22 protein-coding genes are annotated in these 22,220 nt (G+C 60.7%); 16 read left to right on the plus strand and 6 right to left on the minus strand.

Annotation, left to right across the window (positions count from 1 at the left end; translation table 11 throughout):
- Nucleotides 1-10 precede the first annotated feature (10 nt).
- The 8 genes from ACPQ6D_RS10805 (at nt 11) to ACPQ6D_RS10840 (ending at nt 6,413) form a co-directional block, all read left to right on the plus strand.
- Nucleotides 11-502, plus strand: a complete 492-nt coding sequence (locus tag ACPQ6D_RS10805; protein ID WP_423224334.1) for a hypothetical protein — start codon at nt 11-13, stop codon at nt 500-502.
- A gap of 300 nt (nt 503-802) precedes the next feature.
- Nucleotides 803-1,018 (plus strand): hypothetical protein, encoded by a 216-nt coding sequence (locus ACPQ6D_RS10810; protein WP_423224335.1) that lies wholly within the window; start codon nt 803-805, stop codon nt 1,016-1,018.
- 143 nt (nt 1,019-1,161) lie between these two features.
- Nucleotides 1,162-1,926, plus strand: coding sequence for a hypothetical protein (locus tag ACPQ6D_RS10815; protein WP_423224336.1), 765 nt, complete (start codon nt 1,162-1,164; stop codon nt 1,924-1,926).
- Between the two features lie 262 nt (nt 1,927-2,188).
- Nucleotides 2,189-3,736 (plus strand): IS21 family transposase, encoded by a 1,548-nt coding sequence (istA, locus tag ACPQ6D_RS10820; protein ID WP_423224337.1) that lies wholly within the window; start codon nt 2,189-2,191, stop codon nt 3,734-3,736.
- A complete protein-coding gene (gene istB, locus ACPQ6D_RS10825) occupies nt 3,727-4,482 on the plus strand; it encodes an IS21-like element helper ATPase IstB (protein WP_423222637.1) in 756 nt (251 codons plus the stop codon). The genes istA and istB overlap by 10 nt, the downstream gene beginning before the upstream one ends.
- A gap of 483 nt (nt 4,483-4,965) precedes the next feature.
- On the plus strand, nt 4,966-5,331 hold the full coding sequence (locus ACPQ6D_RS10830; protein ID WP_423224338.1) for a hypothetical protein: 366 nt from the start codon (nt 4,966-4,968) through the stop codon (nt 5,329-5,331).
- Between the two features lie 297 nt (nt 5,332-5,628).
- The gene (locus ACPQ6D_RS10835; protein ID WP_423224339.1) at nt 5,629-6,009 is read left to right on the plus strand and encodes a DUF5678 domain-containing protein; all 381 of its coding nucleotides are present in this window, start codon (nt 5,629-5,631) and stop codon (nt 6,007-6,009) included.
- Nucleotides 6,006-6,413: a retroviral-like aspartic protease family protein gene (locus ACPQ6D_RS10840; RefSeq protein ID WP_423224340.1), complete on the plus strand. Its 408-nt coding sequence runs from the start codon at nt 6,006-6,008 to the stop codon at nt 6,411-6,413. The genes ACPQ6D_RS10835 and ACPQ6D_RS10840 overlap by 4 nt, the downstream gene beginning before the upstream one ends.
- Nucleotides 6,414-6,423: 10 nt before the next feature.
- Here the strand turns inward: ACPQ6D_RS10840 and ACPQ6D_RS10845 are convergent, their stop codons facing one another.
- Nucleotides 6,424-8,718 (minus strand): AAA family ATPase, encoded by a 2,295-nt coding sequence (locus tag ACPQ6D_RS10845; protein WP_423224341.1) that lies wholly within the window; start codon nt 8,716-8,718, stop codon nt 6,424-6,426.
- Nucleotides 8,719-8,924: 206 nt separating this feature from the next.
- Here ACPQ6D_RS10845 and ACPQ6D_RS10850 point away from each other — a divergent pair, with 206 nt between their 5' ends.
- The 4 genes from ACPQ6D_RS10850 to ACPQ6D_RS10865 all read left to right on the plus strand — a co-directional run bounded on the left by ACPQ6D_RS10850 (nt 8,925) and on the right by ACPQ6D_RS10865 (nt 12,281).
- Complete coding sequence (locus ACPQ6D_RS10850; RefSeq protein ID WP_423224342.1) at nt 8,925-9,167, plus strand: AbrB/MazE/SpoVT family DNA-binding domain-containing protein; 243 nt, start codon at nt 8,925-8,927, stop codon at nt 9,165-9,167.
- Complete coding sequence (locus ACPQ6D_RS10855; RefSeq protein ID WP_423224343.1) at nt 9,164-9,556, plus strand: type II toxin-antitoxin system death-on-curing family toxin; 393 nt, start codon at nt 9,164-9,166, stop codon at nt 9,554-9,556. Before ACPQ6D_RS10850 ends, ACPQ6D_RS10855 begins: the two co-directional genes overlap by 4 nt.
- A gap of 98 nt (nt 9,557-9,654) precedes the next feature.
- Complete coding sequence (locus tag ACPQ6D_RS10860) at nt 9,655-11,217, plus strand: amidase family protein (protein ID WP_423224344.1); 1,563 nt, start codon at nt 9,655-9,657, stop codon at nt 11,215-11,217.
- Nucleotides 11,218-11,405: 188 nt separating this feature from the next.
- On the plus strand, nt 11,406-12,281 hold the full coding sequence (locus ACPQ6D_RS10865) for a DNA-3-methyladenine glycosylase family protein (protein ID WP_423224345.1): 876 nt from the start codon (nt 11,406-11,408) through the stop codon (nt 12,279-12,281).
- Here ACPQ6D_RS10865 and ACPQ6D_RS10870 read toward each other — a convergent pair.
- A complete protein-coding gene (locus ACPQ6D_RS10870) occupies nt 12,272-13,324 on the minus strand; it encodes a histone deacetylase family protein (protein ID WP_423224346.1) in 1,053 nt (350 codons plus the stop codon). The two genes, ACPQ6D_RS10865 and ACPQ6D_RS10870, sit on opposite strands and share 10 nt — an antisense overlap.
- A 72-nt stretch (nt 13,325-13,396) precedes the next feature.
- Between ACPQ6D_RS10870 and ACPQ6D_RS10875 the strand changes: the two genes are divergently transcribed.
- Complete coding sequence (locus ACPQ6D_RS10875; RefSeq protein WP_423224347.1) at nt 13,397-13,750, plus strand: gamma-butyrobetaine hydroxylase-like domain-containing protein; 354 nt, start codon at nt 13,397-13,399, stop codon at nt 13,748-13,750.
- A gap of 142 nt (nt 13,751-13,892) precedes the next feature.
- On the opposite strand, the gene ACPQ6D_RS10880 is transcribed toward ACPQ6D_RS10875, so the two are convergent.
- Nucleotides 13,893-14,609 carry a VIT1/CCC1 transporter family protein gene (locus ACPQ6D_RS10880; protein WP_423224348.1) on the minus strand — a complete coding sequence of 239 codons (717 nt, stop codon included), beginning with the start codon at nt 14,607-14,609 and terminating at the stop codon, nt 13,893-13,895.
- A 20-nt stretch (nt 14,610-14,629) separates the two neighbouring features.
- On the minus strand, nt 14,630-15,421 hold the full coding sequence (locus tag ACPQ6D_RS10885) for a TrmB family transcriptional regulator (protein ID WP_423224349.1): 792 nt from the start codon (nt 15,419-15,421) through the stop codon (nt 14,630-14,632).
- A gap of 179 nt (nt 15,422-15,600) precedes the next feature.
- Here ACPQ6D_RS10885 and ACPQ6D_RS10890 point away from each other — a divergent pair, with 179 nt between their 5' ends.
- The 3 genes from ACPQ6D_RS10890 to aroE all read left to right on the plus strand — a co-directional run bounded on the left by ACPQ6D_RS10890 (nt 15,601) and on the right by aroE (nt 20,261).
- Entirely contained in the window at nt 15,601-18,582 is a 2,982-nt protein-coding gene (locus ACPQ6D_RS10890; RefSeq protein ID WP_423224350.1) for an ExeM/NucH family extracellular endonuclease, read from the plus strand.
- A gap of 294 nt (nt 18,583-18,876) precedes the next feature.
- Nucleotides 18,877-19,227, plus strand: a complete 351-nt coding sequence (locus ACPQ6D_RS10895; RefSeq protein WP_423224351.1) for an LIM domain-containing protein — start codon at nt 18,877-18,879, stop codon at nt 19,225-19,227.
- A gap of 167 nt (nt 19,228-19,394) precedes the next feature.
- The gene (gene aroE / locus ACPQ6D_RS10900) at nt 19,395-20,261 is read left to right on the plus strand and encodes a shikimate dehydrogenase (protein ID WP_423224352.1); all 867 of its coding nucleotides are present in this window, start codon (nt 19,395-19,397) and stop codon (nt 20,259-20,261) included.
- A gap of 11 nt (nt 20,262-20,272) precedes the next feature.
- Here aroE and ACPQ6D_RS10905 read toward each other — a convergent pair whose 3' ends face one another.
- Together ACPQ6D_RS10905 and ACPQ6D_RS10910 are read right to left on the minus strand one after the other, a co-directional pair.
- Nucleotides 20,273-21,517 carry an NAD(P)-binding domain-containing protein gene (locus tag ACPQ6D_RS10905; protein WP_423224353.1) on the minus strand — a complete coding sequence of 415 codons (1,245 nt, stop codon included), beginning with the start codon at nt 21,515-21,517 and terminating at the stop codon, nt 20,273-20,275.
- Between the two features lie 18 nt (nt 21,518-21,535).
- Nucleotides 21,536-22,135, minus strand: a complete 600-nt coding sequence (locus tag ACPQ6D_RS10910) for a hypothetical protein (RefSeq protein WP_423224354.1) — start codon at nt 22,133-22,135, stop codon at nt 21,536-21,538.
- Between the last annotated feature and the right edge of the window lie 85 nt (nt 22,136-22,220).

Raw genomic sequence — 22,220 nt, forward strand, 5'->3', positions numbered from 1 at the left:
ATGTATACGTATGATAAAAGCCTTACCTTTTATTTTAGTTTTACTGATTTGTGTTATTGGCGGAGAACTATGGTTTTATACCTTATCCACTCAAAAACAAAAGAATGTCCCAAAAAATCCTGTTGTCCAAGAGCAAAAAAGAAATATAACCAGTACACCCCAAACAGATCCGTTCAAACAAAAAGAGTGGCTTTTGTCCGAAATACATTCTTATCCCGATGTCAAAGGCCAAATTGATGCAGCGATAGTGACTGTGGAAAAAACCGGTACATCTTCTTCTTTGTGTACCGTTCGCTTCATAGACCATCAAACAGCCACGATGCAAACAGATTCCAATACGAAATTTTATTCCAGAACTATTTTTCAAAATGGTTTTTCAAGCACCATCCAGGAGAATATTCCGTTTCCTCTTGTTGATACAATGCGGTTATTGGTTACATGGAGGCAACATAATGTTGTCAATGGACGAATAATTCCGCTTACTATTACCCGAAAACTATGACAAACTGGAAGAAAATCAGAGTGAGTCTCTTTTTTATCCTGATAAGTTTGCTGTTGGTTAACAGAATTCACTTTGCTCTTGCATATTATCCTCCTGAAGATTGTGATTCTAATTTGAATTGTCAATGCGGATATGTATGTTCAGGCGACAATTATTGCCGCCCTGGCGTGGGCAACCCGTGTCCGACTTCAATTCCTGTAATACCTCCGACATCAGTTCCACAACCCCCGCCAGGCGGAGTAACACCTCCTCCTGGAGTACCAACTCCAACCCCTCCTCCTGCCGGTGGAAACACATGTCATGCCAACTGTAGTGGACAAGTGTGCGGTACTGTGGCAGGTTCGTATGATTGCCGAAGCAGGGGATGTGGAGACGGAACCTGTGATACAAATGATGGTTATTGTAAAAAATGCACGACACCTGGAACAAGCTGTTGTAACTATTGTGTACCTGAAGGTTGGGGATGCGATAACGCCTCTTGTCCATGGAAGATCAGCTGCCGGAGCTATAACCTAGGAAATCATACTATAGGTTGTGGACCCAATACTATTCCAGGTTGTAGCGGCGGTAATGAATGCCCGAATTCACCTCCGCCCTGTACAGATCCCTGGTGTCAAATTGATCATGAATGCGGTGCATGTTTTCAAGACTGTCCAACCGTGCCTACACCCACACCAATCCCGGTCTGCTCAATATCAAATTTTACTGCAACTAAAAATAATTCCTGCGGAGCTACAACGGTTAATTTACATTGGACAGTAAACAGTCCAATCGAGACTTCTTATGTGTTAGCTTTTTATCATAACGGCAGCAATTGGTTGCAAAGCGGATTTAGTCCTGCCAATCCTTTAGCAAATACAGCAACAAATACAACGTCGCCTAATTTTAATCCGGGAAACTATAACTTTCAGGTTTGCTGTAATAAAAATAATATCAATTATGGGTGCAGCACTCAACAGCCTGTCGCGATTAATACCTGTCCCACTCCCACACCCGGTGTTCCCGGTACTCCGGTGGTAAACGTGACTCCGCCTATCTGTACCAATAGTAACAGCACGTGGGCATGGTCACCGGTATCAAACGCAGTATCGTATGATATTGAACGTCATACAGTAGGAACAGGAACAAACTGGGATTGGACAAGCATCCAGACAACTACCTCTTTTACTTCAAGTTTTAATTCAGGCATGGCCACAGGCGGATACGGTGTCAGGGTTGCAGGGATAAATGCATCCGGACGTTATGGAAATACATCGAATTGGGTGAATATTAATAGAGATATTTCTGCTCCCTCTACTCCTGTGGGGCTTAATCTTGTTTGTAACACCAATGGTTCAGTTTCGGCCTCATGGAGCCCTGCTACTGATGTTGGATGCGGTGGATTGCACAGCGGCTGGGCGGCCGGGATCATCTCCACGTCGTGACGTGTCATTTCGCGTGGTAAAGTTGCCACCTGTTCGCGGGCATAGAGCGCCAGTGATTCGCGAGCATAGGGAGCCATGTGTTCGCAAGGATACGGAGCTATGCGTTCGCGAGCATATGGAGCCACCGATTCGCGGCCAATGACGCCGGTCGTTCGCGTGATGCGGCGCCACTAAGGCGAATCGAGAACTTGGTTTCTCCTTCTGAGACGGTGATAATTCCTTCTGTTTGCAAGCAGCTATTGCGGAACAGAAAGGAATGACGATGAGTGGAAGGAGAACGAACGTGTTAGATGTACGCGAAATCTTGCGTCGGCTGCGCGCTGGCGAAAGCGATCGTGCCACGGCCAAGGCGCTATCAGTTGGCCGGCATACGGTCAAGAAATATCGCGAATGGGCCGATAAGGCGGGATTGTTGGCGGGAGATCTTCCCCCGACAGACGAGATACACGCTCTTTTACAATCAACCATGCCAGACACCGGAACCTCTACAGTGGCTTCGACCATTGTTCCCTTTCAGGAAGTCATTCGGGAATGGCGAACACGGGGTTTGGAAATCCAAGTGATCTTCCAACGGCTGCAGGAACAGCACCAGTATCGTGGCACCTATTCGAGCGTCTGGCGCTTCGTGCGCCGTATGGAACCGGCGACGCCCGACGTGACGATCCGCATCGAAACGAAGCCAGGCGAAGAGGCCCAGGTCGACTTTGGCTATGCTGGGTTGATCCGCGACCCGCAAAGCGGGGAGATGCGCAAGGCCTGGGTGTTCGTCATGACGCTTTCTTGGAGCCGACACCAGTACGCCGAACTGGTCTTCGACCAGACCGTCGAGACCTGGCTGAAGCTGCACATCAATGCGTTTACCTACTTTGACGGCACGCCCCGCCGAGTCGTGTTGGACAATCTCAAGGCCGGGATTGTGCGAGCTTCTTTGGAAGATCCCGTCGTGCAGCGCAGCTACCGAGACCTTGCCGAACACTATGAGTTCCTGATTGCACCCAATCGGCCCCGGACGCCCCAGCATAAGGGCAAAGTGGAGAGCGGCGTTCACTACGTGAAGCGCAACTTCCTCGCCGGTCAAACCTTCACCGATCTGACCGAGGCCAATGTCAAGGCGCTGGCCTGGGTCGAGAAGATAGCCAGTCAACGGATTCATGGCACGACGAAAGCCAAACCGACGGACCGTTTCGAGGGGATCGAGAAGATGGCGTTGCAACCTCTACCTGCCACCCGCTACGATCTGGCGGTTTGGAAGCAAGTCCTGGTGCACCGCGACTGCTACGTCGTATTCGAAAAAGCCTACTATTCGGCGCCGTTTCGCTTGGTCGGCCAACAGGTCTGGGTGCGTGGCGGTCTGCAGTCCGTGCAGATCTTCAGCGAATACACCCTCGTGGCCACGCATCAACCGGCCAAGGCGCCAGGCGAACGGCTCACGAACCCGGACCATCTGCCGACTCACAAGGCCGCCGGTCTGCTCAACACCCGTGAAGCCTGCCAAAAACGCGCCGACGAGATCGGCATCCACACCGCCGATGTGGTCGCACGGCTGCTGGCCGAGCGTCCGCTTGACCGCTTGCGCATGGTGTGGCGCATCTTGCGCCTGGCCGAGGAGTTCGGCGCACCCCGGCTGGAACGAGCCTGTATGCGGGCGCTGCACTTCGAGGATTGCACGACTCGCACCATCCGCCAGATCCTGGAAAAGCGCCTGGACTTGGCTGCACTCCCCCCATTGGTTGTTGAACTGACGCCGCGGCGCTTCGGTCGCTCGGCCCACGAGCTCTTGCCCGGCCTGGGAGACATGTCATGGAACTAACGCACCAACTCAATACCCATCTCAAGCGGTTACGGTTGTCAGGCATCCTTGACACGCTGGAACTGCGCAACCAGCAGGCCATCCAGGACAAGCTCTCCTACGTCGAATTCCTGAACCGGCTCATTCAGGACGAAGTGGAGCGGCGGACCCAGAAGCAGCTCCAGTTGCGACTGCGCCGCGCCGCATTCCATAGCGACAGGACGCTGGAGGCCTTTGACTTTGGCTTCAACCCGACGATCAACCGTCAGCAGGTGCTTGACCTCGCCACCTGTGCCTACATCCAGCGACACCGCAACACCCTGATCTGTGGGCCGACCGGGGTAGGTAAAAGTCATCTGGCTCAAGCGTTGGGGCACGAAGCGTGTCGCCGCGGCCACGACGTTCTGTTCGTCAGCGCCCACAAGATGCTCGCTCATCTCAACGCCGGCCGCGCTGATGGAACCTACGACCGGCGTCTGCAGACCTATCTGCGGCCTGCGCTCTTGATTATCGACGATTTCGGCCTCAAGCCCATGCGTCCCCCAGCGCCGGAGGACATGTTTGACGTCATCCTCGAACGGTACGAACGGGGCTCGATCCTGATAACCAGCAATCGCGCACCGAGTGAATGGCCTGAGATCTTTCAAGACCCTTTGATCGCCTCGGCCGCCCTCGATCGCCTCGTGGACAACGCCCAGATCATGATCATCACGGGCGCCAGCTATCGCGCACGTGACCGCCACTTCCTGGCGGCGCACAAGGAGTGATACATGCTTTATTCAGCCAGGCCCAGGGCGCCGCCGGTGACACTGGTTCAGAGTGGCCCATCCAACTGGACACCTATCAGGCCAAAGATAACGAAAAGACGAGGTGGTCTGGTCGGCGACCTGACCCTCTCGCCTTCTCTGGGTGGGTAACTCCCATTTTAGGCAAGACAAGCACCATGTCAAGTCGAGCAGCTCACTTGATCGTCTGCGCCCGACACCGGGCGCACTCGTTAACAACGACTTTTAGATCACCATGAAACAACGCTCAAATTGAGCCGACACCGGCACCCGGATTGCAGTTTCGGGACTGCCCAAGTCGATCTCTAACAACTGGAGAAACCAGGTATTCTCGACGCTCTCCCTGGCTCCATATGCCCGCGAACGCGTGGCTCTCATACCCCGCGAGTTGACATGACGCGTAGCTCCCGGCGGCTTAAACAAACACCGCCGGAGAATTAGTGAGGTCAGAAAAGCATGAGAACGATGAAGAATCTCGCCATTTACGAGCATCGCTCGCAGCCTTTGTTGTCTTGGCCGTTGTTTCTGCGCCGGATGCTTGGACACGGTCTCGTTGCGCTCTCGCTCCTGTTCGTGTCTCTGGCCGTCGGCGTTCTGGGCTATTACCTCACGGAAGGGCTTTCGTGGCTCGATGCGATCCTGAATGCGTCCATGATCCTCGGCGGGATGGGCCCGGTGAACGAGCTGCACACCGTGGGCGGTAAGCTGTTTGCCTCGGCTTATGCGCTTTTCGCCGGCATGGCCTTCCTGGCCATCGCCGGCATCATGGTGGCGCCATTGGCCCATCGAATTCTGCACAGCCTACACCTGGAGTCGGTAAATCAGAGATAAGCCAAGAGACAGACGTGAATCGGGTAAATGATACGACGACTGACCGAAGCCAATTCCCATCTCGTGCAGAGTTGGCTTAACGTGAAGGGCAATTTGCCGTGGTAGCTTGTGAATTCCAGTCATGTGCGCTAGAATACGCAGGGTAAGAGCCAAATGGAGGAATGTCTAATGACAGCCACAGTGACGATGGGACTGCCGGAGAGCATCTGATTCAGGCGCTTAGGCAGTTTCCGTCTGCGTGGACGCCAAGAACGGCTGCGCAGGATAGAGGACGCATTGACACAAATGAGGTGTGAAATGACCACGCTCGAGCTCAAGGAGCCAACGCTCATCCGGCAGATCGAACAACTGGCGGCTGTAACTAAGCGGCCAGCGAGTAACGTTCTGGAAGCAGCTGTGCAATCCTATTTCGACTGGCTCGAACAAGAAGCAATCCATGCCGAGACCGGCATTTTCCTGGCCCAACTTGATGAACTGCGCGGTCAATACCCAGGAGAACATGTGGCGATGATCGAGGGCCGCGTGGTGGATCATGATCAAGACCTCGCACACCTGGAAGAACGAATTCGTCACCGCTATGGCTTCCTTCCCGTTCTGATTGCACCAGTGACAGGCAACACCCGATTGGAGTTACAGTGGCGCGGTGGACGCCTTGACCGGGAAGGAGACACCCCGTGAACGATTTTCCATACGATACCAGCTATTCGCCCGCAATACCTGTGTGTGAAACAACCTTGATCGTGACTTCTTCAGGACTAAGACTGACGCTATCAGCAATCATTGATACTGGGGCTGATGCCACGATCATTCCGGTTTCCCAATTGAGAAAAATCGGCGCCCGCCGCGCTCATGAAGCCCGTTTACGCAGCCAGTGGGGCGAACCACGACGGGTTTATCTCTACGTTGCGGACATGAAGATTGGCGACTTCGACCTCCCGTGTATCTATGTCGTGGGTGATGACCGAGGCAATGAGTGTGTTTTGGGACGCAATGTCATCAATCGCCTCAAGATGCTGTTGGATGGACCGCTGGGCAACACGCTGCTTCTCAATGATGCCTCCATGTTACCCAGAAGAAGCTAATCGGGAAACGTCAGTTCGGATCACGCACCCCTCTCACATAAGCCACCACGCTGCCCCATGACACGGTCTGCCCCAACAACTGCCGCTCGATCAGGGCGCGCACAAAGGCCAGCGCGTCGCCGTCGAGCTGCTGCGCCAGGCGCTGCAGATAGCTCGGCCGCCCGCCCTCCTCGTTTTCAGCAAACCAGCGCGCCAACAGCGCCGGGGTGATGCGCACTTCGCTCATTTCTGCCACCGTCTCCACGCTCACGTCGTGCAAACCGGCCGTCAGCGCCATGTGCCGCAGATCCTCCATGTGCCAGTTGACCATGGCATCGTCCGCATCCGTGTAGATGGCTTCTTCCGCGGTCTGCCAGGCCTGCGCCAGGTCTTCCGGCAGGCTGCTGCGGTCCACCAGCGCGTAGATGCGCTGCGTGGCCGCGGGCACCGTCTGCGCCAGCGCCAGGCGGCCGCCGGGCCGCAAGAGGCCGCGCAGGCTGCGCAACGCGGCGGCTTTGTCCGGCTGCGTGGTCAGCGCGCTGCGTCCCACGATCACGTCGAAGCGCGTGGCCGCGTCCACGGTCGCCACCAACGCTGGCAGCTCGCTCACAGCGCCAGTCAGGATCACCGGCCGCTCTACCTGGTCGAGTTGCGCCGCCATCTGCTGCAAGGCCTGGGCCTCACGCGCGGTTGAGACCAACGCCCACACGCCGCCGACCGGCGCACGGCGCACCGCCTCCCAGGTGAGCAGGCCATTGCCCGCGTTGAGATCCAACACCAGGCTGTGCCGTTCGATCCCCGCCAGCGCCATGACGCGCTCACGCAGCCGCGTCAACTGCTCGCCCAGGCTGCTCAGGGTGCGCTGCAGCCACAGGTTGGACGCGGGCGGCCCCTGGTAAGGCCGATCCGCGCCCCAGGTGTCGCGCCCTGGCACCGGTGCGGCCTCCTCGCCCTCGAGCATGGCGGCCAACTGCGCCTCGCGGCGGCGCGCGACATCATCCCGAATCTGGCGCTCATAGCCCAGGTTGCCTGGCTGGTAGAAGACGCGGCCTTGCAGGCTGGCCGGCAGGTACTGCTGCGCGACCCAGTGATCGCGGTAGGCGTGCGGGTAGAGGTAGCCCTTGCCGTGCCCCATGTCCTCCGCGTCGCGGCTGGCATCCTTGAGCTGATTCGGCACCTCGGCTTCCTGCTCCTTCTCCACCACGCCCAGCGCGTCGAAGAAAGCGAACGCGCTGTTGCTCTTCGGCGCAGTCGCCAGGTAGAGGCAGGCCATCGCCAGGTGAAAGCGCCCCTCCGGCAGTCCCACATAATCGAACGCCTGCGCCGCGGCCACCACTACCTGCAAGGCGTGCGGATCGGCCAGGCCCACATCTTCGCCGGCAAAGATCAGCATGCGCCGGAAGATGAAGCGCGGGTCCTCGCCAGCATAGACCATCTTCGCCATCCAGTAGAGCGCAGCGTCCGCGTCTGATCCGCGCAAGGACTTGATGAACGCGCTGATCGTGTCGAAATGCGCGTCGCCATCCTTGTCGTAGAGCACCGCACGGCGCTGAATGGACTCGGCGGCGACGTCGCGCGTGATGTGGATCTGCGGCTGGTTCGCGCTGTGCGCCGCTTCGGCGCCGGGCTGCGTGGTCTCCACAGCCAGTTCCAGCGCGTTGAGCACACTGCGCGCATCGCCGTTGGCTACGCTCACCAGGTGATCGAGCGCGTCCTCATCGAGCACGACCGGCAGCGCGCCGTAGCCGCGTTCGGGATCGGCCAGGGCCTGGCGCGCCACGGCGCGCAAGTCGTCCTCGCTCAGGCTGCGCAGCTGGAAGATGCGGCTGCGGCTGACCAGCGCCTTGTTGACCTCGAAATAGGGATTTTCAGTGGTCGCGCCGATCAGGATGACGGTGCCGTTCTCCACCCAGGGCAGGAGCGCGTCTTGTTGCGCCTTGTTGAAGCGGTGGACTTCATCCACAAAGAGGATCGTCTTCTGGCCGTGCAGCCCGCGGCGCTCCTGCGCCACCGCCACGGCGTCGCGGATGTCCTTGACCCCGGCCAGCACGGCGTTGATGGCGATGAAATGGGCGGACGTGGTGTTGGCGATGATGCGCGCCAGGGTGGTCTTGCCGCTGCCGGGCGGCCCCCAGAAGATGACCGACGACAACTGGTCGGCTTGAATCGCGCGGCGCAGCAGACGGCCCGGCCCAACGATGTGTTCCTGGCCGATGAACTCGTCCAGCGTGCGCGGGCGCATGCGCGCGGCCAGCGGCGCCTCGTCAGCGGTCGCCTGCTGGCGGCGCAGATCGAACAGGGTGGTGCTGGTGGTTGATGCGGACATGACAGCCTCTGGTCGAAATACAAACGAGATGCCAGGGGGCACGAGTCATTGTAGCGCAAACCTGGCTGCGCGCCAAGCGCCAACGCGGCGAGCGGAGCGCGGCGCGACGCGCCTTTTGGCTGAGATTTGCGCCAAGCCTTCGTGCGTGATATGATGAACGTGCTTACAGCGTCTATACAGCAATCGTTCATAGTGAGGTGTTTGGCATGATACGCAGGATTTTCAAAACCGGCAACAGCATCGTTGTGTCGCTGCCCAAGGAGTGGCTCGATGCCCTGCGCCTGACCGAAGGCGCCGAAGTGGACTTGCAGTTTGATCGGGCCAGGGGCCTGATCGAGCTTACCCCGACGCCGGTCGCATTCAACGGCGTTGACGAGCAGTTCGCTCAGCAGTTGAGCGACTTCATTACCCAGTATCGTCCTGCCTTGGAGGCGCTGGCCAAAGCGTGAACTATCTCACCGTGGAGCAGGTTCTTTTCATCCATATGCGATTGCTTGCCGAGACTGGCGGCAGCCCAGGCGTGCGCGACCTGGGTCTGCTGGCCTCCGCGGTCTCTCGCCCGCAGCCGACCTTTGGCGGCGAGGACCTGCACCCCGATCTGTTCCACAAGGCCGCGGCGCTGCTGGATTCGATCATCCGCAACTACCCCTTTGTGGATGGCAACAAGCGCGTCGGCACCACGGCGACCGGCCTTTTCTTGCGCCGTAACGGATGGCGGCTGACGGCGGCCAACCACGAGTTAGAAGCCTTTACCCTCGCTGTGGCCCAGTCGGCCGTATCCTTTGCGCAAATCAGCGCCTGGTTACGTTTCCACACCGTTTCAATCGCCCAAGCCTGAGAAACCGGCGTCAATCGGCTTTGTTTGCGATCCCGCGCGGCGCTGTGTTACAATAGCCTGCCGCCCATGCGGCGCATTTCAGTTGCGGGAGACTGCGCATGACTATCCCAGAGATGACGATTCAAGAACTACAGGCGCGCATGACCGCCGGAACGCTCACCAGCCGCGGGCTGGTGGAGATGTACCTGGCGCGCATCGCCGCCATTGATCGTCAAGGGCCAACCCTCAACGCCGTCATCGAGATCAACCCGGACGCCATCGCCATCGCTGCGGCGCTGGATGCCGAACGCGGCCAAAGCGGCGCTCGCGGCCCGCTGCACGGCATCCCCATCTTGCTCAAGGACAACATTGATACGGCCGATCAGATGCAGACTACGGCTGGCTCGTTGGCGCTGGTTGGATCACCCGCACCGACCGATGCCTTCATCGTCAGCCAACTGCGCCGCGCTGGCGCGGTCATCCTGGGCAAGACCAACCTGAGCGAATGGGCCAATTTCCGCTCGTCCTACTCCACCAGCGGCTGGAGCAGCCGCGGCGGGCAAACGCGCAATCCCTACGCGTTGGATCGCAACCCCTCCGGTTCCAGTTCGGGATCGGCCGTGGCCGTGGCGGCCAACCTGTGCGCTGCAGCCGTAGGCACCGAAACCGACGGCTCGATCACGTCGCCGGCGTCGGTGAACGGGATTGTAGGCCTCAAACCGACAGTGGGGCTGGTCAGCCGCCGCGGCATCATTCCCATCGCGCACAGCCAGGACACGGCCGGTCCTATGGCGCGCAGCGTGGCCGACGCGGCCATCCTCTTGGGCGCCATGACCGCGGCCGATGCACAGGATGCTGCGATGATTGACCGCGACGGCCCGGTCTACCAGGACTATACGCCGTTCCTTGATCCGCAGAGGCTGGCCGGCGCGCGCATCGGCGTGGCGCGCAACTTCTTTGGCTTCAACGAACAGGTGGATCGGCTGCTGGAAACCTGCCTGGAGGTGCTGCGCCGTCAGGGCGCGGAGGTGATTGATCCCGCGCCGGTGTTGACGGCCGGCCAGTTTGCAGAGAGCGAAACCCTGGTGCTCCTGACCGAGTTCAAGGCAGGTCTGGACGCCTATCTTGCGCAGCGCGCCGCGGCAGCGCCCATGCAGTCGCTGGCTGCTAACACCCTGCCCGTGCAGTCGCTGGCTGCTAACACCAAGCCCATGCAGTCGCTGGCTGACATCATCGAGTTCAACGAACGCCACGCTGAGCAAGTAATGCCCTTTTTCGGACACGATTTGATGCTCAAAGCGCAGGCGCAGGGGCTGTTGACCGATCAAGCTTATCTCCAAGCCCTGGCAGCCAACCGGCGCCTGGCGCGCGATGAAGGCATTGACGCCACGCTACGCGCGCATCGGCTGGATGCCATCGTCGCCGCCACCTGCACGTTGCCCTGGCTGACCGACCCGGTCAACGGCGATCATTACCAGGGCAGCTGTACATCGCCGGCCGCGGTGACCGGTTATCCGCACATCAGCGTACCAGCCGGTTTGATCGCCGGCCTGCCGATCGGCCTGTCGTTCTTCGGCGGCGCGTATCAGGAGGCAACCTTGATTCGCCTGGCCTACGCGTTCGAGCAGGCCACCCTGGCCCGGCGGCCGCCGCAGTTCTTGCCCAGCGCACGCCTGCATTAGGAGATTGGAGACCGTAGATTGGAGACCGTAGATTGGAGACCGTAGATTGGAGATCGGAGATTGGAGATCGGAGACCGGAGACCGGAGACCGGAGACCGGAGACCGGAGACCGGAGATCATGGTGGGATGGTGTAGTAGATGACGACGCTTGGGATTTGGGATGGTGAGATTGGAAAGGCGAGTAACCGATGAACTTTGTACTGTCCGCGCGTCGCCCGTTCAACTTGTCCGTTGTGGTCAATTCCCATGGCTGGGTGCAACTGGCGCCGTTCAGCCATGATAAGGAATCGGACGGCTTCGACTACCTGATGGAGCTGAGCAGCGGCCAGGTGATTGACCTGCGCGTGCGTCCGGCGGATGGCGGCGATGTGCAGATGGAGACGACCGCGGCTTTGAACCCGGCTGAGGCGGAGGAGCTCATCGGCCGCGTGACCTGGATGCTGGGGCTAGACCAGGATCTGACGCCGTTCTATGACCTGGCGCGCGCCGAACCGAAGCTGGCGTCCATGGCCGAGCAAGGCCGCGGGCGCATCCTGCGCTCGGCCACGCTGTTCGAGGACGCGGTCAAGACGCTGTGCACGGTCAACACCTCCTGGGCCGGGACGAAGCGCATGGTGCGCGGCCTGGTGAAAGGTTATGGCGCAGAGCACGCGCACGCGCCAGGGCAGCGCGCCTTTCCCACGGCCGCGCGCCTGGCCGCGGCCAGCGAGCAGGACTTGCGCGCCAACGCCAAACTGGGCTTTCGCGCGCCGTTTGTCTTGGGCCTGGCGCAGGCTGTGGCCGTCGGCGATTTGGATCTGGAAGCGCTCAAAGAGTCCACCGCGCCGACGCTGGAGGTGCGCAAGCAGCTGCTTGCCATCAAGGGCATCGGCGATTATGCGGCCGCTAACCTGCTCATGATCCTCGGCCGCTACGATTTTATTCCCGTGGATTCGTGGGCGCTGAAGGTGGTGTCGAAGGAATGGCACGACGGCCAACCCATCGGCCGCGCCGAGGTGGAAGCCGCGTTTGCGCCGTGGGGCGCGTGGAAGGGACTTGCCTACTGGTTCTGGAATTACGCCTGATCGTCACGCGGTCGCAAACCGTGCAGCGCGCGCACACGCTGAATCAACATACTGGCGTCGCGCTCGGGCCGCGGCGCGGGGCCAAACGGGTCTTGGATGACCGCCCCACGATCATGCAGCAAGCTGAGAGTGTTGAGCACCCCGCACGCCAGCACATCCAGGTTATAGCCGCCTTCGAGCGCACACACGATCTTGCCCGCACACAATTCGTCCGCCATGCCCAGTAGTTCGCTGACCAGGTGCGCGTAGCCGGTCAGCGATAACGCCATGCCGGCCAGCGGATCGTCCCAGTGCGCATCGTAACCGGCCGAGACCAGGATCAGCTGCGGTTGGAAACGTCGCGCGGCCGGCCATAGAATGTGTTCGAAGATTGCGGCGTAGCCCTGGTCGCCGACCCCGGGCGGCAGCGGCACATTGATCGTGGCGCCAACGCCAGCGCCGGCGCCAGCGTCGTTGATGGCGCCGGTGCCCGGGTAATACGGGTACTGGTGCGTCGAAAAGAAGAGCACGCCAGGATCATCATAGAAAATGGCCTCGGTGCCATTGCCATGATGTACATCGTAGTCTACGATCAAAATCCGCTGCACGCCGCGTTCGGCCTGGGCGGTGCGCGCGGCCAGGGCCACGTTGCTGAAGAGGCAGAAGCCCATGGCGGAGTCAGCCGTAGCATGATGCCCCGGCGGTCGAATCAAGGCAAAGCCGTTGCTGGCCTGGCCATCGAGCACCGCCAGGGTCAGATTGACCAGCCCGCCGGCCGCCAGGCGTGCGGCTTGTGCAGAACCGGGGCTGACATAGGTGTCAGGGTCCAGATATCCTCCGCCGCGGGCAGCCAGCCCTTCGATGCGTTCGATGTGCCGGCGGGGATGGACGCGCAGCAGCCGTTCATCGCTCAGCGGTGTGCAGGGCACAGCCTGTAACTGAGGCAGCAGACCAGTCTGCTTGAGCAGGCGTAGGGTGCTCTCCAGGCGCCGGCGGTTCTCTGGATGACCGGGCTGATCGTGATCGCGTTCGTGGGCATCGTAACAATAAGCGGTTGATGGCATGGCCTCACATCCGTTTCGCAGAAGGTGCCCAACTTTAGCACAACTATCTATTGCAGGGAAAATGGAGCACGTATGGTTCAATCTGTTGAGAAACCGCGCATCGTCACCGTCAATCGGCAGGCAGGCCTGCTGATCATTGAATGGCAAGAGGGTCATCACAGCGAATACCCGCTCAGCGGCATTCGCGCGGTCTGCCCGTGCGTTTCGTGCCGCGGCGGGCATGCCGAAATGGCGCAGCCGATCGCGCGCAGCCAGTTGTTTGCCCAGCCCAACGGCTCCAGCGAAATTCAAGGCGCCGAATTCGTGGGCGCCTACGCCATCAGCTTCACCTGGGCCGACGGTCACAACACCGGCATCTACACCTGGGGATTGTTGCGCGGCCTGTGCCCCTGCCCGGAATGTGAGCGCGCCTTCCGCGACGCGTAGGTCAGCGTGCGGCATAAGCAAACGGGTCGAGTTTCATCAGAGACTCGACCCGTTCTTGCTTGTTGCTTTGGGCGCCCGCCCATTCAGGCAACCGCGTACTGCGTGAACGGTCTAATTTCAGGAGCTTGGAAACCCAAGATGTTCAATTCGCTGGCGCGCCAAACAGCGCGCCGATGAGATAGCCGGCCAGGGCAGACGCAATGCCGATGATCATCATTTGCAGACCGCTGCGCGCAGGCACGCCTACGGTGATGCGGGCTTTGAAATAACCGACGATGAACAGCGCCAGAGCCGACAGCACCAGGGCGACCACCATGCCTTGCGCCGGCGGCAAGAAGAAGAAGGGAAAAAGCGGGATGATGGACCCGATTACGGCCGAGAAGCCGACCAGGAGCGCGGTCTTGAGCAGGCCGTTATTGTCCACCGGCTGCAGTTCAAGCTCATGCGCCATCATGATGTCCACCCAATGCTCTTCATGCTGGCTGACATGATCTACCACTTTGTCCAGCAGTTCACCCTCGAAGCTCCAACCCTGGAAAATCTCACGGATCTCCAGGCGCTCCAGGTCTGGCATTTCCTTGATTTCGCGCCGCTCACGGGCCATCTGCGCATGATAGAAATCCGCGTCGGCCAATGATGAGGTGTAAGCGACCGCGCCCATGGAAATGGACTCGGCAAAGGTGGCCGCCAGGCCGCCGGCAATGATGATCCGAATATCCTGCGATGCGGCCGCAATGCCCAGAATGACTCCCAACGTATTGACCAGGCCGTCCTGCCCGCCCAAGATGATTTCGCTCAACCGCGCGCCAAACCCGTGACTCTCGCGGGCCGGGATCAGCGTACTGCCTGCTGTTGCCATGTCTGCCTCCTCAGGTACCGTCAGAGCTCACGCCCCAGCACCGCGCGATCGAGCGGCGCCAGGCGCGCCAGCATGTCGAGCGGCATTTGCTCGCCCAGACGCTGGGTGAATAGCTCTTGCCAGATGTATTCGCGCGCCACAAACACCAGGTGGGGATTGGTTGTCCACGCGGCGCTGGTCGCCTCCGTGGTGCCGCCAATCAATGCAGTCTGCCGATCGGCCACCACGATGACGATGCCGCGACCGACGCGGTGCACCTCGGTTTCGGCCCTGGGGTGATGACGCACCTCACCCGCTTCCAGTGTACTGTCCCCAAACAACAGTGTGTGCACCTCGACGCCGCGCAGATGTGCGGCGATCAGCGCGCCCCGCAGGGCGGCCAGCGTGCGGTCGTGCAGACCCACGTAGAGCTCGGTCGCCGCCGCATTCATCATCGCCTGCGCCCGCTGTACGATCTGCTCATCGCCCACGATATTCCAGATTTGGGCCGGTGGGGCTGGGACCGCCAGCGCCGCCAGGTCCGTGACCAGGCCCTCGACGGTGGTCTCGAACTGGCGACGCATCTGCGCCACCAGCTCATGCGGCGGCAATGGGGCATAGCGCACCCCCTTGGAATCTTCGGGCAAGGTGAGAATGGCGCCGCGCTGCGCCAGGCGGCCGAGCGCTTCATAGACCATGCTGCGCGGCACCCCTGATGCTTTGCCTAGTTGATAGCCGGTGGCGGCATTGTTTTGCAGCAGCGCCAGGTAGACACGCGCCTCGTACTCGGTAAACCCCAAGGCGCACAGTTGACGCAGAAGACGTTCGTTCATTAACTCACTCGATAGTAGTTCATAATCAAACTACTATCAGTATCGCACACGCTAAGCGAATTGTCAACTGTTGGCAATCCAGGCAATTGGTAGTAAAATAGAAACACCCCTGGCATGATAGTCCCCCTTCATTGTCCTGCAAAGCAGCAACGTAGCAGCTTGAGAGAAAGGAACCGACCGTGCAACCCAGAGCCTTCACACCGCGTGGACGCCGCACCATCAGTGGGAGCGCCTTGCTTCTACTCAGCGTTCTTGTCGCCAGCCTATTGATTCTTGCCTCCACCATTCTGGCTTTTGCCAGCGCCAACACCGATGCTCCTAACGCCAATGACATACGCATCAGCCAGGTGTACGGGGGCGGCGGTGCTACATCTGGCTCACCCTCCTACAAGTGCGACTATATCGAGCTATTCAATGCCGGCACGACCGCTGTATCACTTAATGGCTGGTCTGTGCAGTATGGATCGGCTACGGGAACGGGCAACTGGCTCGTGGATACCTTAGCCCTGACGCTAACAGTCCAACCCAATAAGTACGTCCTGATTCAAGAGGGCTGTGGCACCCTCGGCGCCGATCTGCCACCTGTGGATGATACCGGTGCTCTCAGCATGAGCGCGACCAACGGGAAAGTGGCATTAGTCAACAACACCACGGCCTTAAATGGAGCTTGCCCCAGCGCAGGTATTGTGGATAAGGTGGGCTACGGCAGTGCCAATTGCTATGAAGGGTCTGCTGCGGCGCCCGTCCTGAGCAACACCACCGCGGCCTTGCGCGGCAACGGCGGCTGCACCGACACAGATAACAACAGCGCTGACTTCACCGCCGGTACGCCCAGTCCACGCAACAGCGGTTCCCCGACCAACTCCTGCGGGCCGGACACGACACCGCCCACCGTACTCAGCACGATCCCCATCAGTAACGCCACCAATGTGCTGCTCAACAGCACGGTGCAGGTCACGTTCAGCGAGCCTGTGAGCAACGTGACTACCAGCACACTCACCGTGGTCAGCGCGGGCGGCCCCGTGACCGGCGCGATCAGCGGCACAGGCGCCAACCGCACCTTCACGCCGAGCGCCTTGCTGGCGCCAACCACGCTCTACACCGCCACCCTCACCACCGGCATCACGGACCTGTCCAACAATGCCCTGGCGAGCAACTACGTCTGGAGCTTTACCACCGGCAGCGTCTCCGTCTGCGGCGCGTCGGCCACGCTCATCAGCGCCATCCAGGGCAGCGGCGCGGCCAGTCCCCTGGTCGGAACGACGCAGACCATCGAAGGCGTCGTCAAGGGCGATTTCCAGTCTACGACGACCGAATTGAGCGGCTTCTTCGTGCAGGAAGAGGACAGCGAGAGCGACGGCAATCCAGCCACCTCCGAGGGCATCTTCGTCTACGACAACGGCTTTGGCGTGGATGTCAGCGTTGGTCAGGTCGTACGCGTGACTGGAACCGTGGCTGAGTTCAATAATCTGACGGAGTTGAACCTCATTAGCGCCGTGAGCCCTTGTCCAGGCAGTCCCACGGCCACGCCGAGCATCGTCACCCTACCGGTCAGCAGCCCGAGCGACTTGGAACAGTACGAAGGAATGGCCATTCAACTGCCCGCTGCGTTGTATGTGACCGAACATTACGACCTGGGACGCTATGGCCAGGTGGCTCTTTCCGTCAGCGATCGCTTGTACCAGCCGACCGCGCTGGTGCTGCCCGGCGGCCCTGGCAGCCCACGCGATCTTCTGCAGAACTTGAATGACCGCAGTCGCATTTGGCTGGATGATGGCAACCTGCAACAGAATCGCGACCCCATTGTCTACCCGCCGCCGGCTTTGAGTGCGTCCAACACGCTGCGCACAGGCGATACGGTAACCGGGTTGACCGGAGTCCTGTTCTATTATGCAGCGCAGTACATGATTGAACCGGTTGCGCCGGTCAGCGTTACGCACAGCAACCCGCGCACGGCGGCGCCGTCTGCCGTGGGCGGCAACGTGAGCGTAGCCAGCTTCAACGTGTTGAACTACTTCAACGGCGACGGCTTGGGCGGCGGCTTCCCCACCCCGCGCGGCGCCAACACGCTGGCGGAGTTCAACCGCCAGCGCGCGAAGACGATCAGCGCCATTGTGGGCCTGAACGCCGATGTCATCGGTTTGATGGAGTTGGAGAATGACGGCTACGGCGCCACCAGCGCCATTCAGGACCTGGTCAACGGGCTGAACGCCGCGACCGCGCCCGGCACCTTTGCCTTCATCAATCCTGGCGGCTCCACTTTTGGCGGCGACGAGATCACGGTTGGGATCATCTATCGCCCTGCGAAAGCTACGCCTGTCGGCGCAGCGGTCACCCTAAACACGGGCGCTTTCGATCAAAGCCCGGCCGTACGGCGTAACCGCCAGCCGATGGTGCAGACTTTTGCCGATACCACGTTCGGCGAGAAGTTCACTGTAGTCGTCAATCACCTCAAGTCCAAAGGCTCTGCCTGCGATACCGCGGCCGGCGTCTTCCCGCCTGACCCGGACACGGGCGACGGCCAGGGTAACTGCAACATCACGCGCACAATGGCCGCTAATGAGCTGACCGCCTGGCTTGGCACTGACCCCACTGGCAGCGGCGATCGGGACTTCATCATCATCGGCGACTTGAACTCGTACACGAAGGAAGATCCGATCACAGCCATCAAGAGCGCCGGCTACGTCAACCTGGTTGAGAACACCATCGGCGTCCATGCCTACTCCTACGTCTTCGACGGGCAGAGCGGCTATCTCGACCATGCGCTGGCTTCGGCGCCCATGGCGGCCACGATCGCAGGCGTCGCCGAGTGGCATATCAACGCGGACGAGCCGCGTTCCCTCGACTACAACGTCGAGTTCAAATCGCCTGGCCAGGTCATCAGCCTTTACGCCCCCGACGCCTATCGCTCATCGGACCATGACCCAGTGTTGGTGGGCATCAAGGCTTGCGCCTGGTATGACACCAACTGCAGCTGCGGCGGCGCCAGCAACGTGGCTGATATCATTTTCACGGCCAACGACTGGGGCAAGACCAGCGGCTTTGCGCCTCGCAACGACGTAGCCGGCGGCGGCGGATCGTATCCTTCGCCTGACGGCATGGTCAACATCCTGGATGTGCAGGCGGTTGCCGGGCGCTTCGCCGGCGCAACCTGTCCGTAAGATAGAACAGGGGGGCGGTGTTCAGAGAGTCCTGAACACTGCCCCTTTCGTTTCCCCAGTACTCAGCCCCAGATTTGTTCCTATCCACGAAAGGCCAGACCCCGTCGCATCCGACGGGTGGTGATTCACCTGCCGCAGCGCTTGTTATTGACATTTTTGCCATAAAAAATTTCATCCTATTGACAAAATTACTAGTTTGCTGGTAGATCGGTCTATTGTGCCTGGCGCACTGTCTGCGGACACGCTGGCGCACCTCCTGGAAATCGAGGTCATGATGGGAGGTCAGGAGTCACGATGAACCCGGAAGATCATGCCCATGCTGCTTTGGCCAAAATGTTTGCCATCGCCAAAGCCCAATTCGGCAGCGCGGTCAAGAGCCAATGGTTTTACGTTGGTGATGGTTGTCCCGGCTGCGGACGCGCCGTCGGCGCCGTGAAGTACAAGGGCGAAGACACGTTGTCGCTCAATGCTTTCATTTATCGCCCGCGCGGTGTGTTGATCGGCTACCTGTTGTGCGAACGTTGCGCCAGGCAGATGCTGGCCGCGGGCCAACGCAAGCCCGCCGTCCAAACGCCGCTGCACGCCACGATCGAGCAGACGCTCATCCAGGCTTATCAGCGCTACCTCGGCTCGCTGGACGCCTGATCGGACGCCGCCGAGTCCTCTGGTCGCCTATGGCCAGCGCAGCTCGGCTGCAGCGACGGTCCTGATCGCTGCGCAGTCGGGGGTCAACTCAACCTGCCCACGATGAGGCAGTGAGCGAGACAATGGCCGCGCGCTGGAGAACTCCCGTAACGCAAGGAGAGGACTCAATGAGCTACCAGGTCCCGTCTTACCAGGCCAAGTTGGTCGGCGTCTTTGGCTGCCCCGTGGCTGAGAACCCGACGATTGTGATGCAGGAGGCCGCGTTTCGTGCGCTTGGCCTTCATTGGCGCTACCTGAACATCGAGGTGCGCGCCGAACAACTGGCCGACGCGATGCGCGGGCTGCGCGCGTTCAACATGGCAGGCATCAACCTGACCATCCCGCATAAGGTGACCGTCCTCCCATACCTGGATGGTCTCTCGGCCGAGGCCGCGCTGATCGGCGCGGTCAACACGGTGGTGCGCGAGGGTGAGCGGCTGATCGGTCACAACACCGATGGCAAGGGCTTTGTGCGCTCGGTGCAGGAGGACGCCGGCATCCATCCGTCTGGGCAGCGCGTCGTCTTCCTGGGCGCAGGGGGCGCCGCGCGGGCGATGGCGGTCGAGATGGCGCTGGCTGGCGCCGCGTCCATCACGATTGTCAACCGCACGGCCGACCGCGGCCAGCCGCTGGTGGACCTGCTGCGCCGTCAGACCCCGGCGCAGGCCGAATTCGCTCTGTGGGACGGCCCCTTCGTCGTTCCGGCTGAGACAGATATCCTGGTCAACGCCACCTCAATTGGTTTGTTCCCGCGCGTAGAGGACGCGCCCGCGGTGGCCCTGGACAGCATCCGCCCTGGGCTGCTGGTCTGCGACGTCATTCCGAACCCGCCCAAGACGGCCTTTCTGGCCGCAGCCGCTGCGCGCGGCGCGCGCACGCTCGATGGCCTGGGCATGCTGGTAAACCAGGGCGCGATTGCCTTCCGCCTGTGGACCGGCCGCGACGCGCCGCTGGCGGTGATGCGTCAGGCGCTGGAGGAGGTCTTCAGCGCGTGAGTCGGCTGTGACTATGAGGCGGTCATGTGCGCGCCTGCGATGGACGCGGCAATGAACGCGGCATCGTCGCCCACACCCATCAGCAGGCCGGACTTCTGTGTGTGCAACCAGGGCAAACCCATGAAATAGAGGCCAGGGTAGGCAGTGACGCCGCGCTGCTGCACCGGAAAGCCATCGGTGTCGGTCACCGGCAGCTTGACCAGGCCAAAGTCGAAGCTGTAGCCTGCAGCCCAAATGACCGAACCGATGCCGGCCTGCTGCACGTCCATCTCGGTGATCTGCGGCTGCGCGAAGCCGTCCCGCAGCACAGGCCGCTGCTCCGCCGGCGCGTCCAACCTGCAGCGGGCAATATAGCCGTCAATCAGGGCCAGCAGCTGCGCTTCGATCTGATCGGTCTTGGCGAGGCTGGCGTGCAGGTCGGCGGCCAGGCCCAACTGGCCCTCCTCAATCCCGCGCAAATGCCCCAGCAAGGTCATGCCATCGGCCGCAAACTGGTGCAGGTTGAGGTCGTGGCCGCCGCTGGCGCCGGAGAGCTGGGGATTGGCCGCAAAGCGGGCCGCGGGCGATGGCAGCATGTCGGGCGTGCGGTCGAAGAAGCCAGCCAGGGTCAGCCACTGGTAGGTGTCCTTGCCCCGATAGCGCCGCGGCGCGCGCCCCCCCGTGCCCACGCACAGAAACACCCGACGACCGGCCTTGAGCAGCTCCTCCGCGATCTGGCAGCCCGACTGACCACTGCCCACAACGAGCACCGCGCCAGGGGGCAGGTTGGCTGGATTACGATAGGACGCCGAGGGCAATTGCAGCACGTCCGCCGGCAATCCCGCTGCAAAGGCCGGAATCTTGGCGCGCTGAAAAAGGCCGGTCGCCAGGACGACGTTGTTCGCTCGGTATTCCCCATCAGCCGTGCGCACGCGGTAGCCAGGCCGGTCAGCCAGCAGTTCCACGGCCGTGACATCCACGCCGAAGATCACCGGCAGGCGGTTGGCATCCACATAGCGCTCGAAGGTAGAGACTATTTCGTCGCGCGGCATGAAGCCGTCGGGATCATCGCCGGCGTACTCTGCGCCCGGCAGCCTGAACGACCAATTGGGCGTCACCAGGGTAAAGCTGTCCCAGCGCTGGCGCCAGGCGTGACCAGGCCGATCGGCCTTTTCCAGCACAACGTGCTCCCGGCCATGCTGCTTGAGCCAATAGCTGGTTGCCAGCCCGGCCTGCCCGCCGCCGACGATCACGGTCTCTATGTTTTCAACAGGCATACACTCTCCTCTGCTAGGCTAATCGAAGCGCTTCCCGACGCTGGCAAAGAGCAGCGCGAACACGGCCAGCGCCAGCGCGCCAAGAACAAACCCCCACTTGACCTGCATGACGCCAGCGACTGTGATCAGAAGCCCCGCCGCGGCCAACAGGGCCGCGGGCAGGGCCTGCCGCGTACGGCGGTAGAAACCGATCGCCAGCAATCCAAAGCCAAGGCAGAACCCCAGCGTCGGCAAGAAAGCCAGGGCCATTAAGTTCGAACTGCGCCCCACGAGGGCTAACACCGGCGCGACTTGGTCAGCAGGTTCAGTCCGCACCAGGTCAAGGGTGAGCAATTGTAGCATAGCCACCGCATAATCGGCAATGAGCGCAAAGACCGAGAGGAGAGCGCCGAAAAATGTCGTCAGCTCGTTGCCGACGCGCACGAAAGTGTAGAGGTCGCCTAGCCAGAGTACAAGGAAGGTGAACGCCACTGCGATCACCTGGTGGCCCAATGCCCAGGCCGCGCCATGTGCTTGAACAATGGCCGTGCGGGTCGCGGGGTCAGCGCTTCCGCCTGGCAGGATGATTTCGGCCAACAGAAACAAGGCCGGGCCGATCAGCAGTAAGGCTCGTTGCATGATGATGTCTCCCAGAGGAATAGCGTGACAACGGCGATCATGGTTTCTCCCGGATCATCGGTCAATCACCGTATACTCCTGATGC

Source organism: Candidatus Amarolinea aalborgensis (assembly GCF_900491745.1).
Lineage (GTDB): Bacteria > Chloroflexota > Anaerolineae > SSC4 > Amarolineaceae > Amarolinea > Amarolinea aalborgensis.

Excerpts from the sequence above, each read along its gene's own strand:
- ACPQ6D_RS10880 (WP_423224348.1), bottom strand. The coding sequence starts at position 14,609 with ATGGCAACAGCAGGCAGTACGCTGATCCCGGCCCGCGAGAGTCACGGG.
- ACPQ6D_RS10895 (WP_423224351.1), top strand. The coding sequence starts at position 18,877 with ATGAACCCGGAAGATCATGCCCATGCTGCTTTGGCCAAAATGTTTGCC.
- ACPQ6D_RS10835 (WP_423224339.1), top strand. The coding sequence starts at position 5,629 with ATGACCACGCTCGAGCTCAAGGAGCCAACGCTCATCCGGCAGATCGAA.
- ACPQ6D_RS10885 (WP_423224349.1), bottom strand. The coding sequence starts at position 15,421 with ATGAACGAACGTCTTCTGCGTCAACTGTGCGCCTTGGGGTTTACCGAG.
- istB (WP_423222637.1), top strand. The coding sequence starts at position 3,727 with ATGGAACTAACGCACCAACTCAATACCCATCTCAAGCGGTTACGGTTG.
- ACPQ6D_RS10865 (WP_423224345.1), top strand. The coding sequence starts at position 11,406 with ATGAACTTTGTACTGTCCGCGCGTCGCCCGTTCAACTTGTCCGTTGTG.
- ACPQ6D_RS10830 (WP_423224338.1), top strand. The coding sequence starts at position 4,966 with ATGAAGAATCTCGCCATTTACGAGCATCGCTCGCAGCCTTTGTTGTCT.
- aroE (WP_423224352.1), top strand. The coding sequence starts at position 19,395 with ATGAGCTACCAGGTCCCGTCTTACCAGGCCAAGTTGGTCGGCGTCTTT.
- ACPQ6D_RS10850 (WP_423224342.1), top strand. The coding sequence starts at position 8,925 with ATGATACGCAGGATTTTCAAAACCGGCAACAGCATCGTTGTGTCGCTG.
- ACPQ6D_RS10905 (WP_423224353.1), bottom strand. The coding sequence starts at position 21,517 with ATGCCTGTTGAAAACATAGAGACCGTGATCGTCGGCGGCGGGCAGGCC.
- ACPQ6D_RS10870 (WP_423224346.1), bottom strand. The coding sequence starts at position 13,324 with ATGCCATCAACCGCTTATTGTTACGATGCCCACGAACGCGATCACGAT.
- ACPQ6D_RS10860 (WP_423224344.1), top strand. The coding sequence starts at position 9,655 with ATGACTATCCCAGAGATGACGATTCAAGAACTACAGGCGCGCATGACC.
- ACPQ6D_RS10805 (WP_423224334.1), top strand. The coding sequence starts at position 11 with ATGATAAAAGCCTTACCTTTTATTTTAGTTTTACTGATTTGTGTTATT.
- ACPQ6D_RS10845 (WP_423224341.1), bottom strand. The coding sequence starts at position 8,718 with ATGTCCGCATCAACCACCAGCACCACCCTGTTCGATCTGCGCCGCCAG.
- ACPQ6D_RS10875 (WP_423224347.1), top strand. The coding sequence starts at position 13,397 with ATGGTTCAATCTGTTGAGAAACCGCGCATCGTCACCGTCAATCGGCAG.
- ACPQ6D_RS10910 (WP_423224354.1), bottom strand. The coding sequence starts at position 22,135 with ATGCAACGAGCCTTACTGCTGATCGGCCCGGCCTTGTTTCTGTTGGCC.
- ACPQ6D_RS10810 (WP_423224335.1), top strand. The coding sequence starts at position 803 with ATGCCAACTGTAGTGGACAAGTGTGCGGTACTGTGGCAGGTTCGTATG.
- istA (WP_423224337.1), top strand. The coding sequence starts at position 2,189 with ATGAGTGGAAGGAGAACGAACGTGTTAGATGTACGCGAAATCTTGCGT.